This window comes from Microbacterium sp. HMH0099 (assembly GCF_049384025.1).
Classification (GTDB): Bacteria; Actinomycetota; Actinomycetes; order Actinomycetales; family Microbacteriaceae; genus Microbacterium.
Map to the genome: position 1 here is coordinate 20138 of NZ_JBMRJR010000001.1, position 13952 is coordinate 34089.

Annotated in this window: 12 protein-coding genes; 1 reads left to right on the forward strand and 11 read right to left on the reverse strand. The window is 71.2% G+C overall.

Features of this window, described 5'->3' with window-relative positions:
- Window positions 1-323: 323 nt before the first annotated feature.
- From araA to ACO03V_RS00125, 11 genes are all read right to left on the reverse strand, one after another.
- The gene (gene araA / locus ACO03V_RS00075; RefSeq protein ID WP_367733048.1) at window positions 324-1835 is read right to left on the reverse strand and encodes an L-arabinose isomerase; all 1512 of its coding nucleotides are present in this window, start codon (window positions 1833-1835) and stop codon (window positions 324-326) included.
- 42 nt (window positions 1836-1877) lie between these two features.
- Complete coding sequence (locus tag ACO03V_RS00080) at window positions 1878-3485, reverse strand: xylulokinase (protein WP_423136134.1); 1608 nt, start codon at window positions 3483-3485, stop codon at window positions 1878-1880.
- Complete coding sequence (locus ACO03V_RS00085) at window positions 3482-4243, reverse strand: L-ribulose-5-phosphate 4-epimerase (protein WP_423136135.1); 762 nt, start codon at window positions 4241-4243, stop codon at window positions 3482-3484. The genes ACO03V_RS00080 and ACO03V_RS00085 overlap by 4 nt, the downstream gene beginning before the upstream one ends.
- Complete coding sequence (locus ACO03V_RS00090; RefSeq protein WP_423136136.1) at window positions 4240-5292, reverse strand: ABC transporter permease; 1053 nt, start codon at window positions 5290-5292, stop codon at window positions 4240-4242. Before ACO03V_RS00090 ends, ACO03V_RS00085 begins: the two co-directional genes overlap by 4 nt.
- Window positions 5289-6326 carry an ABC transporter permease gene (locus ACO03V_RS00095; protein WP_367733036.1) on the reverse strand — a complete coding sequence of 346 codons (1038 nt, stop codon included), beginning with the start codon at window positions 6324-6326 and terminating at the stop codon, window positions 5289-5291. The genes ACO03V_RS00090 and ACO03V_RS00095 overlap by 4 nt, the downstream gene beginning before the upstream one ends.
- Window positions 6326-7897, reverse strand: a complete 1572-nt coding sequence (locus ACO03V_RS00100; protein WP_367733033.1) for a sugar ABC transporter ATP-binding protein — start codon at window positions 7895-7897, stop codon at window positions 6326-6328. Before ACO03V_RS00100 ends, ACO03V_RS00095 begins: the two co-directional genes overlap by 1 nt.
- A 110-nt stretch (window positions 7898-8007) precedes the next feature.
- Window positions 8008-9012, reverse strand: coding sequence for a substrate-binding domain-containing protein (locus tag ACO03V_RS00105; protein WP_367733031.1), 1005 nt, complete (start codon window positions 9010-9012; stop codon window positions 8008-8010).
- Between the two features lie 203 nt (window positions 9013-9215).
- Window positions 9216-10238 (reverse strand): LacI family DNA-binding transcriptional regulator, encoded by a 1023-nt coding sequence (locus ACO03V_RS00110; protein ID WP_423136137.1) that lies wholly within the window; start codon window positions 10236-10238, stop codon window positions 9216-9218.
- Window positions 10239-10500: 262 nt separating this feature from the next.
- Window positions 10501-10824: a hypothetical protein gene (locus tag ACO03V_RS00115; protein ID WP_367733027.1), complete on the reverse strand. Its 324-nt coding sequence runs from the start codon at window positions 10822-10824 to the stop codon at window positions 10501-10503.
- Window positions 10824-11966, reverse strand: coding sequence for a WxL protein peptidoglycan domain-containing protein (locus tag ACO03V_RS00120; protein WP_367733025.1), 1143 nt, complete (start codon window positions 11964-11966; stop codon window positions 10824-10826). The genes ACO03V_RS00115 and ACO03V_RS00120 overlap by 1 nt, the downstream gene beginning before the upstream one ends.
- Before the next feature lie 126 nt (window positions 11967-12092).
- The gene (locus ACO03V_RS00125) at window positions 12093-12752 is read right to left on the reverse strand and encodes a hypothetical protein (RefSeq protein WP_423136138.1); all 660 of its coding nucleotides are present in this window, start codon (window positions 12750-12752) and stop codon (window positions 12093-12095) included.
- Window positions 12753-13163: 411 nt separating this feature from the next.
- Between ACO03V_RS00125 and ACO03V_RS00130 the strand changes: the two genes are divergently transcribed.
- Window positions 13164-13952, forward strand: a complete 789-nt coding sequence (locus tag ACO03V_RS00130) for a hypothetical protein (protein WP_423136139.1) — start codon at window positions 13164-13166, stop codon at window positions 13950-13952.

Sequence of the window (13952 nt, forward strand, 5' to 3'; positions counted from 1 at the left end):
CACCGGGGCCTCTTCGCGCGTTCGCACGCGCACCCGGGTGGCCCCGGGGCGCCGCAGAGGACCCCGGGGCCACTCGGATGCACCGCACCCCGGCACAGCACCCCCGGCACAGCACCAGCGGCACAGCACCACCGGCACCGCACCACCGGCACAGCACCCGGGCACAGCACCCGGGCACAGCACCAGCGGCACAGCACCCCGGCACAGCACCACCGGCGTTCCCCGGCTGCGGCGCCGGAAGGACGAGGCACGCCCCGCCGGACGCAGCAGAACGCCCTCCCCGCGCCGGTGACGGGCGGGGAGGGCGTTCGGGATGCCGCGGGTTACAGGCCCTGGGCGAGGCGGTAGTACGCCTGGTTCCAGCGCAGCTCGCTCTGGAAGCCGCGGACCGTGGTGTCCTCGTCGATGACGACGAGCTCGGTCTTGGCGATCTCGGCGAAGTCGCGGAACACCTCGATGCCCACGGCCGTCGTCATGACGGTGTGGTGGGCGGCACCGGCGGCGAGCCAGCATCCGGCCGAGGTGGCGAAGTCCGGCGCGGGCTTCCACACCGCGCGGCCCACGGGCAGCTTCGGCAGGTCGGGGGCGTCGACGTTCTCGACGACGTTGGCGACGAGGCGGAAGCGGTCGCGCATGTCGCTCATCGCCACGACGAGCGCGGGGCCCGCGTCGGCGGTGAAGACCAGGCGCACGGGGTCGTCCTTGCCGCCGATGCCGAGCTCGTGGATCTCCAGGCGCGGCTTCTTCGAGGTGAGCGACGGGGACACCTCGAGCATGTGGGCGCCGAGGATGCGCTCCTGTCCGGGGACGAGGTCGTAGGTGTAGTCCTCCATCAGGGACGCGCCGCCGGGCAGGCCCGAGCCCATGACGTTCGCCACGCGCACGAGGATCGCGGTCTTCCAGTCACCCTCGGCGCCGAAGCCGTAGCCCTCGGCCATCAGGCGCTGCACCGCGAGACCGGGCAGCTGCTTCAACGCGCCGAGGTCCTCGAACGACGTGGTGAAGGCGCCGAAGCCGCCCTCCTCGAGGAAGGACCGGAGCCCCAGCTCGATGGCCGCACCGTCGCGCAGCGACTGGTGGCGCGCGCCGCCGGGCAGCAGCTCGTCCACGACGTCGTAGCTGTCGACGTACTCCTGCACGAGCGCGTCGACATCGGCATCCGACGCCTTCTCGACGGCCTCGACGAGCTCGTTGACGCCCCACGTGTTGACCTGCACGCCGAAGCGGAGCTCGGCCTCGGTCTTGTCGCCCTCGGTGACGGCGACGAAGCGCATGTTGTCGCCGAATCGGGCGAGCTTGAGGGTGCGGGCGGCGGTCCAGCCGGCGGCGGCGCGCTCCCAGTCCTCGATCTGCTGACGCACGGCGGGGTTCGACACGTGGCCGACGACGGTCTTCCGCGCCACGCCGAGGCGCGTCTGGATGTACCCGAACTCGCGGTCGCCGTGGGCGGCCTGGTTCAGGTTCATGAAGTCGAAGTCGATGTCGTTCCAGGGCAGCTCGACGTTGGCCTGCGTGTGCAGGTGCAGCAGCGGCTTCTGCAGGGCGTCGAGACCGGAGATCCACATCTTCGCGGGGCTGAAGGTGTGCATCCAGGCGATCACGCCGATGACGTCGTCACGGCCGTTGATCTCGAGAGCCATGCGGCGGATGCTGTCGGAGTCCTTCAGCACGGGCTTCCAGACGACCTTCACGGGCAGGCCGTTCAGGCCGTCCACGACGGCCTGCGACTGCTCGGCGACCTGCTTCAGCGTCTCCTCGCCGTAGAGGTTCTGGCTGCCGGTGACGAACCAGACCTCGTAGGCGTCGAGCGACGTGGACAGGGGGGTGCGGGTCATGCGGGTCTTCCTTTTGGGTGTGGGCGAGGCGGCGGGCCCGGGTCAGGGCGTCGCCGAGATGGCGGCGTGCTCGATGGCGAGCCCGGCGCGGTATCGGGTGAGGTAGGCGGCGAAACCGGGGACGTCCTCGGGGTCGGGGTCGATCGAGTCGAACTCCGTCTGCGCGAAGACGCGGTCGGTGAGGAAGCGGTCGATCGACCCCCCGGCCGGGTCCGCGGCGAACGCCGCGAGCACGGCGATCCCCCACGCGCCGCCCTCGGAGGCCGTGGCGGCGACGGCGACGGGGGCGTCCAGCGCCCCGGCGAGGAAGCGCTGAGCGACGCCCGCGGTGCGGAACACGCCGCCGTGGGCGTACATGCGGTCCAGCTCGACGCCCTCCTCGGCGAGCACGCGCATGCCGAGCGCGAGCGTGCCGAAGACGCCGTACAGCTGCGCGCGCATGAAGTTCGCCAGCGTGAGGCGGCTGTCGGGGGTCCGGACGACGAGCGGCCGCCCCTCGGAGAGGCCCGCGATGGGCTCGCCCGCCAGGTGGTTGTAGGCCAGCAGTCCGCCCGCGTCGGGGGAACCGTCCAGCGACTCCACGAACAGCGCCTCGAACACCTCGTCCGGGTGCAGCGTCCCCCCTGCGATGGCGGCGAACCGCTCGAACAGGCCCACCCACGCGGCGAGCTCGCTCGCGCCGTTGTTGCAGTGCACCATGGCGACGAGGTCGCCGGCGGGGGTGGTCACGAGGTCGAGCTCCTCGTGCGCACGGCGGAGCGGCCCCTCGAGCACGACCATCGCGAAGATGCTCGTGCCGGCGCTGACGTTGCCGGTGCGCGGGGCGACGGAGTTCGTCGCGACCATGCCCGTGCCGGCGTCGCCCTCGGGCGGACAGAACAGCACGCCGGGGCGCAGGGTCCCGGACGGGTCCAGCAGCGCCGCACCCTCGGGCGTCAGCTCTCCGGCGGGCTCGCCCGCGACGAGGACGTCGGGGAGCAGGCCGCGCAGCTCCAGGCCCGGTGCCCGCTCGGCCACGAGCCGGTCGAACTTCGCCATCATGTCGGCGTCGTAGTCGCGGGTGGCGACGTCGATGGGGAACATGCCCGAGGCATCCCCGATCCCGAGCACCCGGCGGCCGGTGAGCCTCTCGTGGACGTAGCCGGCCAGCGTGGTGAAGGAGTGCAGGTCGGGGATGTGGTCCTCTTCGTCCAGCACCGCCTGGTACAGGTGGGCGATCGACCACCGCAGCGGGATGTTCGTGCCGAGCAGCTCCGACAGCACGCCCGCGGCGCGCTCGGTCGAGGTGTTGCGCCACGTGCGGAAGGGCACGAGCAGCTCCCCCTCGGCGTCGAACGCGAGGTAGCCGTGCATCATGGCGGACACGCCCGCCGCGGCCAGCGTCTCGATCGACGTGCCGTGGACGCTGCGCACCTCGGCGGCGAGCGCCGCGTAGGCGGCCTGCACGCCGGCCCAGACGTCCTCGAGCGCGTACGTCCAGTTGCCCTGGCGGTAGCGGTTCTCCCACGCGTGCGACCCGGTCGCGAGCACGCGGGAGGGGTCGTCGGCGTCCACGAGGCACGCCTTGATGCGGGTGGAGCCGAGCTCGATGCCCAGGGCCGCGCGTCCGGTCGCGATGACGTCGGCGGCCGGGAGGATCGCCGCGCTCACCGGCGGGCGTCCGTGTTCTGTCCGTAGACGTTCTGGTAGCGGTTGTAGAGGTGGTCGATCCGGTCCTGCGGGATCGGGATCAGCGGACCCGCCTCCCGCGCCAGGTGCACCGACCGCGCGGCGTCCTCGCACATGACGGCGGCCTTGACGGCGTCTTTCGCCGAGACGCCGATCGTGAACGGGCCGTGGTTCTGCATGAGCACCGCGCGCGAGCGGTGGCCGCGCAGCGTCTCGACGATGCCGCGGCCGATGGAGTCGTCGCCGATCACCGCGAAGGGGCCGATCGGGATCGGCCCGCCGAACTCGTCCGCCATCCCGGTGATGACGCAGGGGATCTCCTCGCCGCGCGCGGCCCACGCGACCGCGTAGGTCGAGTGCGTGTGGACGACGCCGCCGACCTCGGGCATGTTGCGGTACACGTAGGCGTGCGCGGCGGTGTCGCTGGAGGGGCTGCGGTCGCTGCCGGGCGTCCCGGGGACGACCTCGCCGTCCAGGTCGCACAGGATCATGTTCGACGGCGCGAGGTCGTCGTACGAGACCCCCGAGGGCTTGATCACGAACAGGTCCGCCCCGGGCACACGGCCCGAGACGTTCCCGCCGGTCCACACCACCAGGTTGTAGCGCACGAGTTCGGCGTGCAGACGGGCGACGTCCTGGCGGACACGATCGATGGATGCCTCGATCTCGGGCGAGAAGTCAGCAGGGGACGCTGCCACGGTGTTCTCCTTGTGGGGGTGCGGGTCGACGACGATGCTCATTTTCGTCGCCGCGCGGTGAGCACGCGCTGCAACAGGACGAACGCGAGCAGGATACCGCCGGTGATGATGGTCAGGTACTCGGGACGGATGCCGCCGTCCTTGGTGATGATCATGGCCAGGGCCGCCAGGACGAGCGAGCCGACGACCGATCCGAGCACGTAGCCCGCGCCGCCCGTCAGGAGCGTCCCGCCGATGACGACGGCGGCGATGGCATCCAGCTCCCATCCGATGCCGGTGACGTTCTGCGCCTTGCCGCCCACCTCGGCGGTGTAGACGACCGCCGCGAGGCCGGCGAGGGCGCCGCTGAGGATGTAGATCAGCACGCGCGTGCGGGCGACCGGCAGACCCATGAGCTGGGCGGAGTTCTCGGCGCCGCCGATGCCGTAGACGGTGCGGCCGGTACGCGTGCGGTGCAGCAGCACGAAGGCGCCGACGACGACGAGCACGGCGACGAAGAAGCCGGGGGTGAGGACGAAGTCGTTGACCTTCGGTCCGTCGATGATCTTCCAGTCGGTCGCCAGCACGAGGATCGGAGCCCCCTCGGGCGCCTGCACCGGGACGGTCGACAGGATCGACGCCAGACCGCGGGCGAGGAACATCATCGCCAGCGTGGCGATGAACGGCTGCACGTTGAAGTACTGGATCAACACGCCCGAGACGAGGCCGAACAGGGCCCCGAAGCCGAGCATGAGGATGACCGCGACCCAGCCGTTCACGCCGTTGTTCATGAGCATCACGCCCGACACCGAGGTGAAGGCGACGACCGCGCCGACCGAGAGGTCGATGCCGCCCGAGAGGATGACGATGGTCATCCCCACCGCCAGGATGATCGTCGGCGCGAAGCTGACGAGGAGGCTCGAGATCGTGCCGGCGTGGAAGACGCGGCCGTACGCGAGCTCGGCGTAGACGAGCATGGCCACGAGCAGCAGGACCGCGGCGAGGGTCGGGATGACGGACTGGCTGCGACCCCACATGCGCGAGATCGCCAGGCCCCGGACCGGGACCTCGGTGCCGTGCGAGGGCGACGGGGGTGAGACGGTCGTGCTCATGCGACGACCTCCTTCCGGGTACGACGGCGTCCGGCCTGGAGGACGACGGTCCTCACCCGCTCGGACTGCAGCAGGACGAGCAGCACGATGACGATGGCCTTGAAGGCCGGGGTCGCCGCGGCGGAGACCCCCAGGAACAGCACGGTCTTGTTCAGCGTCGCGATCAGCAGTGCGCCGACCGTCGATCCGAGGATGGAGAACTTGCCGCCGGCGAGCGAGGTGCCGCCGATGACGACCGCCAGGATGGCATCCAGCTCCATCTGGTAGCCGGTGCCCGACACGTCCACCGTCATGACCTCCGACACGGTGAACAGACCGCCGCCCGCGGCGAGGACGCCGGAGAGGACGTAGACCGTGATGAGGATGGGGCGGGGACGGATGCCGGCGAGCCGACTCGCGTCCGGGTTCACGCCGATCGACTCGATCATCAGGCCCAGCGCGGTTCGCCGCATGATGACCGTGACGACCACGACGATGGCGATGGCGATCACGAAGCTGATCGGCAGTCCCAGCACCTGTCCGTTGGCGATCTGCTGGAACGGCTGGTTCTGCGAGTTCGTGTTCTGTCCGCCGGTGATGACGCGGGCGATGCCGCGGGCCGCGAGCATCATGACCAGCGTGCTGATGAACGGCTGCAGGCCGACGATCGAGACCAGGAGGCCGTTGACCAGGCCGAGCACGGCGCCGAGGAGCAGGGCCAGGCCGATCGCGGTGAACATGGCGCCGAACGAGCTGGGGGCGTTCAGCGCCCGCAGCAGCTCCATCGCCGCGGCCCCGCCGACGGCCATGATCGAGCCGACGGAGAGATCGATGCCCTTCGTGGCGATGACGAACGTCATCCCGAGGGCGATCATGATGATCGGTGCCGAGACGCGGAGGATGTCGAGCAGGTTGCCGGCGAGCTGGCCCGTCGCCGGGTTGATGCCGACGGCGAGGTAGGTCGGGTCCTTGATGACGTTCAGGGACAGCAGCAGGACGATGCCGATGATGCCCCAGAACCACGGGGTGCGCAGCAGCGACTTCAGAGCGGGCATCAGCGGGTCTCTCCTTCGGCGAGGGCCTCGGCCTGGGCCTCTGCCTCTTCTTCGGACTCGGCCGCGATGATCGACACCACGCGCTCCGCGGTGACGTCGGGGCCGTTGACGACCTCGCCGACCTTCTCGTGGTCCTTCATGATGACGATGCGCTCGGACAGGCGGACGACCTCTTCGAGCTCGGACGAGATGAACACGACGCTCATGCCCGCCTCGGCGAGCTCGGCGACGGTCTCCTGGATGTCGGCCTTCGCGCCGACGTCGATGCCGCGGGTGGGCTCGTCGAGCAGCAGCAGCTCCGGGTCGGTCGCGAGCCAGCGGCCGAGGAGCACCTTCTGCTGGTTGCCGCCGGACAGCAGGCGGATGGGCCGGTCGGGGTCGTTCGGCCGCACGCTGAAGCGCTCCATGTAGGTGGAGACGAGCTGGTCGACCTCGCGCGCCGGGATGCGGCGCAGCCAGCCGCGCTTGGCCTGCAGCGCCAGCATGATGTTCTCGCGGATGCTCAGGTCGCCGATGATGCCGTCGTCGCGGCGATTCTCGGTCGAGTAGGCGATGTGGTTGCCGAGGCCCGACACCGGCGAGGTGACGTTGACCTTCTTGCCCTTGAGGCGCACGGTGCCCGAGTCGGCGCGGTCCGCGCCGGCGATGAGGCGGGCGAGCTCGGTGCGGCCGGAGCCCAGGAGCCCGGCGAACCCGACGACCTCGCCCTTGTGGATCTCGATGTCGGTCGGCGCCAGGGCGCCGGCGCGGCCGAGGCCCTCGGCGGCGTAGACGGGGGTCGCGCTGCGATCGCGCGCGTCGACCTGCCGGTTGGACCCGAGGGCGCGGAGGGCCTCGATGTCCTTGCCGATCATCTTCGAGATGAGCTGGGTGCGGTCGAGGTCGCGCGTGAGGTACTCGCCGACGAAGCCGCCGTTGCGCAGCACCGTGATGCGGTCGCTGATGGCGTACACCTGGTCGAGGAAGTGCGAGACGAACAGGATGGCCACGCCCTGGTCGCGGAGGCGGCGCATGACCGAGAACAGGGTCTCGACCTCGGCGGCATCCAGGCTCGAGGTGGGCTCGTCGAGGATGAGCACCTTCGAGTCGGTGACCATGGCGCGGCTGATGGCGACGAGCTGCTGCAGGGCGATCGAGATCGACGAGAGCGGGGCGCGGGTGTCGAGGTGGCCGAGGCCCATGCGGGCGAGGGCGTCCTGGGCGCGGGAGTGGGTGGCGCGCCAGTTGATGCCGAGGGGGCCGCGCACCTCGTGGCCGAGCATGACGTTCTCACCGATGGTTAGGTTGGTGCAGAGGTTGACCTCCTGGTACACCGTCGAGATGCCGGCGGCCTGGGCGGAGGCGGTACCGGTGAGGCGCTTCTCCTCGCCGAAGATGAGGATCGAGCCGGAGTCGATCTGGTAGACGCCGGTCAGGGCCTTGATCAGGGTGGACTTGCCCGCCCCGTTCTCGCCCATGAGCGTGTGGACCTCTCCCGGCAGCAGTCGGAAGTTCACTTCATCGAGGGCTTTGACGCCGGGGAACGTGATCGATGCGCCGCGGACTTCGACGATCGGTAGGGATTCTGTCATCGCTGACGAACTTCCTCGTGTGTGGCGGAGCGGATGGAATGCGGAGCGGGGGCAGCCCGGGCGGGCGGCCCCCACTCCTGAAGTGGTGCGTTCGAACGGGTGGTCCGGGCTTAGAAGCCCAGGCCCTCCGACAGCGCGGTCTCGGCCGCCTCGGGCGAGTCGAAGGTGGCGCTGTCGACGATGATCGTCGACTCGACCGACTCGCCGGCGATGGCCTTCTCGACCGCGTCGACGGCGACGTCGCCGAAGAAGGGGTTGTACTGAGCGACGAAGCTCAGCTGACCCGCGGCGAGGGCCTCGAGGGCGCCGGTGGTGCCGTCGATCGTGGCGATCTTGACGTCGGTGCCGGGGGTCAGACCCGCGGCCGACACGGCCTGCGCCGCACCGATGCCCATCTCGTCGTTCTGGGCGAAGATGAACTGGATGTCGTTGTTGTTCGCCTTCAGGACGGTCTCGATGACGGACTTGCCCTCGTCGGTCTTCCAGTTGGCGGTCTGAGCGCCGACCTTGGTGAAGCCGGTCGCGCCGTCCACCTCGGAGTCGAAGCCCTCGTTGCGCTCGTTCACGACCGAGAGGCCGGGGACGCCCTCGAGGACGAAGTACTTGGCGCCGGACGGGAAGGTGTCGACGGCCCACGAGCCGACCGAGGCCGCGACCTGCGTGTTGTCGGGCGCGATGCGGGTGACGTAGAGGTCCTCGGGGGCGTCGACGCCGCGGTCGAGCAGGACGACGGGGATCTCGGCCTCCTTGGCGAGCTCCAGCGAGTCCTCCCAGCCGGACGCCTCGGTGGCGGTGAGCAGGATCACGTCGACCTCGTCGTTGACGAAGGTGGCGAAGGCGTCCAGCTGCGACTTCTGGTCGCTGGGGCTCGCGGCGGGAGCGTACTTGAGGTCGAAGCCGGCCTCCTGCGTGAACGCGTCCTTGATGGCCTGCTCGTTGGCGTTGCGCCAGCCGCCCTCGGGGCCGACGGCGACGAAGCCGACGGTGGTGAGGTCGCCCTCGGCGCCACCCTCGCTCCCCGCACCGGAGCCACCGGCGCAACCGGCCAGGGACAGGGCGACGGCGCCCGCCCCGATCAGTCCGACGACGCCGCGCATGCGCTTCGAAATAGACATTGGTTCTCCTCCTTGAGATCTCTCCAGCGTTCGGGTTGGAGAGGGATGTCGTGCAGCTGTGTGACGCAGCACTCCTGATGTGGTCCAGTGTGCGCGCTAACAATCCGGAGCGCAAGTCGAATCCCGGACAATTTCGGCCCCGGAGATCACAAGTCCATCACGGGGCTTGGACACGCCCAATCGTGCGGGACGAAGCGCGGATACTACTCCCGGTCGAGCGCTCTCGTCGACTCCCGGATGACGAGATTCGGCTCGATCATGTCGTGCGTCGGCTCGAGGTCCCCCTCGATCGCGGCGATGAGCTGCTGGAGGGCGAGCTCGCCGAGGGCGGCGAAGTCCTGGCGGACCGTCGTCAGCGGCGGCAGGAAGTGCCGGGCGTCCGCGAGGTCGTCGAAGCCAATGACGCTGATGTCGTCGGGGACGCGGAGGCCGCGCACGCTCAGCCCGTGCACGACGCCGAGCGCGATCTGGTCGTTGGCGGCGAACACCGCGGTGGTGTCGCCGAGGTCCGCCGAACGGCCGTACTCGTATCCGAAGTCCGACGTCCACTCGCCGATGACGTGCGGCCCCTCGGACAGGCCCGCCTCGGCGAGGCTCTCGCGCCAGCCCTGTGCGCGCTCGAGGGCGTCGAACCAGTCCTGCGGACCGGCGAGGTGGGCGATGGTGCGGTGGCCGAGCCCGATCAGGTGGTCCACGGCCAGACGTGCGCCGGCGCGCTGGTCCACGCCGACCGTGTGCCACGAGGCATCCGCCTCCGCCTTGATGACGATCGTGGGCAGGCCGGTGCTCTGCTGGCGGAGCAGATCGAGGGAGGACTTGCGCGGGGCGATGACGCACAGGGCGTCGATGCCCTGGGTGACCAGCTCCACGACGCCCGAGTCCATCTGGGAGGAGTCGTCGTCGCCGATCGAGAACGCGCTCACGGCATACCCCACGTGGCGGGCGGCGTCCTCGAGGGCGCGCAGGGTGTTGTTCGGGCCGTTCTGGACCGGACCGTCGATGAGCACGCCGATACGGCGCGCTCGCCGCGTCGCCAGAGCACGGGCGATCGAGCTCGGCGTGTAGTTCATCTCCTCGATCGCCTGCAGCACGCGTGAGCGCGTGGCCTCGCGGATGTTGGGGTGCCCGTTCAGCACGCGCGAGACGGTCATGTGCGAGACGCCCGCCCGGCGGGCGACGTCGTAGATACTGGGCCGCTGCCACCCGCGACTGGAGGACTGGGGCATGGTTTCTCTTCCGATCCGCACATCATGATCACGGTGCCTTTCGGACTGTCCGAGGCACGCGGCAGATCACGGACCACGCCGAGAGAAATGCCGATCACAGCGATGTTACGCGCCCACCCCGCCGGGATTGTTGTGCCACCCCCGGAATTTCCCCCCTCGCTGCCGTCGCACGTCCCGAACGACGACGAGACCGCCCCCGGGCGGGCGGCGCCGTCAGGACGCCGTCGCCGCCGGGAGGCGGTCTCGTGTGCGGGTGGGGAGGTCAGGAGCGGACGCGACGGCGACGCGCGACGATGAGCGCGACGCCGACGGCGACCAGCACCAGCGCGGCGCCGATCAGCAGCCAGGCGGGCTCGGCGCCGGTGCCGGCGAGCCATCCGAGATCGGGCGTGCTCGAGGGCGAGGGCGCGGGCGCCCCGCCCGCGGGCGGGGTCGGCAGCACGGTCGGCGACGGCGAGCCGCCGACGGGCGGTGTCGGCACGATCGTGGGCGAGGGGGTCGGCGTGAGCGTGGGCAGGGGGGTGATGTCGACGTCGACGGTGACGGCATCGTCGGGCAGGGGGGCTACCGCGGCAAAGAGGGGCATCACGATCTTTCTGTGGTGGGGGCGGTGGAGCGGGTCCGACGGAAGCGGCGGGTCTCCGCTCCCGTCGATGTGGGCGATCCCGACGAGGGGGCGACGGGGGCGCCGACGGCGGTGGCGGCGGACGGGCCGGCCGCCGAGGCTCGGCCTTCTTCGCGCGCCCGGTCGAGGGCGGCCGCGAACCGGCGCCGCCTCCAGAACAGGGCGAGGACGATGAGGACGAGGCCGAGGAGGACGAGCAGCTGCGACACGGGAACGGCCCAGAAGCCGGCGTCCGCGGACTGCGGCGCGACGTCCACGGGCTCGCCGCCCAGGTCGCTGGCCGTGGGGGCGAGATCGATCGAGCCCGGCACGAACACCGTCGGCCAGACGTCCGCGATGGGCACCGTGATGCGACGGGACTCGCCCGGGAGGAGGGTCGGTCGCTGCTCGCCCTCGACGGGGACCGTCGTCGATCCCGTCCCGGCGCCGACCACCCCCTCGAAGAGCAAGGTCGCGTTGCCGGTGTTCTCGACCGTGAAGGAGGTCTCCGCCGCGCCCGGCCGGAACGGGTTCCACGACAACTCGTAGGAGGACTGCACCCCGCTGATCGCGTAAGAGGGGACGATCTCCCCCGTCACACGTGTCGTCACACGGAATCCCACACGACTTTCGACCCCGACCGCTGCGCCGCCGTCATCCGTGCCGGCGGATCGGACGGATGCCGCGATTCCGGCGGCGTGATCGCCGGGGACCGCGTCATCGGGCACGGTCGTGGTGAACGGCACCACCGCGGTGCCGCCCGCGGCGACCGTCACCGTCTCCGGCAGATCGATCCACTGGCCGGCGTCGACGGACTCGCGATCGGACGGCAGCATGTTGAACCGCCCGTTCTCGTTGTAGTAGCCGTCGGCGGCGCTCAGGGCGAAGGTGACCTCGAAGCTGCTGAGGTTCGTGACCGCGAAGAAGTCGTCACGGGACGCGCCGGGGTCGAGCTCCTGCTGGATAACACCGCGTGTGTCGGGTCCCGACTCGTCCGCCGGGGTGACCGACCACGTGACGTCGGTGTCCGCCGACGCGTGCGCGGCGGGCACGACGGCCGCCGAACCGAGCAGCGTCGCGGCGAGAACACCGAGGCTCGCGACGAGCGTGCGTGTTGTGAACATGGGATGGCACCGTCCCGGATCGTCGTCGATCTGTCTCGACGGGGGTGGCTCGAGCGAGGAGGAGGGGCGGGTTCACGGGGAACCCGCCCCTCGGCTCGCAACGAGCTTACTCCTGGGGCTCCTGGCTTACTCGATGTCCTCGAACAGCGAGAGCGTCAGGATGGAGGAGTATTCGCCCGGCGCGACATCGCGGTCGGCCTTCAGGGTCAGAGAGGCGTCGGCCGTCCAGGAGGACTCTCCCGAGCCGCGGATCTCGGCGGAGGGGGCCAGGCCGTACAGGAGCTCCTGGTCGACGAGACCGACGTTGTTGCCGGGGGCCGCGGGATCGGTGCCGTCGTCCTGCGAGGTCGCGACGGGCTGACCCTCGTTCACGAGGCCGGTGTCGCCCTCATCGATGAGCCGGGGGGTCCACCCCAGACGATCCGCGCCGATCAGCGCCTGGCCGGGGCCGACGAAGTCCGACGCCACGCCCACGACGTACCAGTACGCCTCGGCGTTGATCGCTGCGGCGTCGCGCGTATCGGTGACGGTGACGGTGGGGAGCTCGCCGTCGAACTGACGCAGGGTCGGCTCGCCGGCCTCCGCGTTCTCCGTCAGGCTGGTCGAGTCGCCGGCCACCGTGAGGGTCAGCGCACCGTCGCCTTCGACAGCCTCGATGTCGACGCTGACCGTGACGTCATCGCTTCCGACCTCGGCGGCGAACGCGGCGCCGGCCGTTCCGGCCAGCACGAGACCGCCTGCCGCCGCCACCGCGATGCGTGCCGCGACACCCTGAGAGAACTTCATCGTTGTACTCCGTTTCTTCGACCGACACCGACGTCGACCGAGTAGCAAGACCACCGGATGGTCCGGTCGTCGCGAGGGGGGCCCGGGGTAGTTCGCCCTGCGACTTCCTGAATGTTAGCGAGAACACATTTCGATGACAAGAGCGGATCGCACGTGTTTTCCGCGCCCCGCGATCCGCCCGCGCGCGCGGCCGCAGGACCGGTGGGGCGCACGTCGCCCCACGGGGCGGATGCGACCCCCGCGCGCCCCTCCCTCCTGCAGACTGACGGACAGCCCCGCCCCACCCCCGGCTGACTCGGACCGCCCCGAGCGCCCCTCCCTCCCGCGGACCCGCGGACAGCCCCCGGCACGGACGTCCCGCGTCCCGCAACCCCCTCGGCCAAACGCCCGCCCCGCCAATGCGATGGCGGGATGAGCTTCTCCGCCGCCCCGCCGCCCTGGTCCCGCTCCCCCGCCGCACGGGGCCTCGGCGAGCTGCTCGGCGCCGCCTTCCACGTCCTGCAGCGCGCGCGTCACCCCCGCCCCCTCCACCCCCGCGGCGGGATCCTGAGCGGCGAGCTGAGGGGGATCCCGGATGCCGCCCCGGCCGGCATCCGGTGGATCGACGACGCCCCCACCGGGCCGGTCCCGGTCATCGCCCGGGTCTCGCGCTCCCTCGGCCTGCCGGCCCCGCTGCCGGACGTCGCCGGCCTCGCCCTCCGCTTCGAGGCGGACGGCCGCCCAGTGGACGTGGAGCTCGCCTCCACCGGCTGGCTCGTGCCCGCCCGCTTCGCGCTGCTCCCCGTCCGCCGCATCGAGCGGGCCCGGTTCGGGACGCTGCTGCCCTACCGCGGCGAGCGCGGCGCGGTCCTCCTCGGCGCCCGCACGCTCTCGGGGCGCCCGCCGGCGACCGACCCCCGGGAGATCGCGCGAGCCGACCCCGCCGCGGGGTGGACCCTCACCCTGGGGCACGCGCGGGCGTTCGGGCCGTGGCATCCCTTCGCCCGTCTCACCCTGCGCCTCGATCCCGACCAGGACGACCGCGGGCTGCGGTTCGACGCCGTCCGCCGTCCGCTGCCCGGGGCCGGCGTGTACGACGCGGTGCGCGCGGTGCGGCAGCCGTCCTACCTGCGCGTGCAGCCGGCGGACGGCCCCGTGCGCCTGCCGCGCGGGCGGGCGGCGGAGGAGGGGATGCCGCGGACGCGCACGATCACGGAGTGA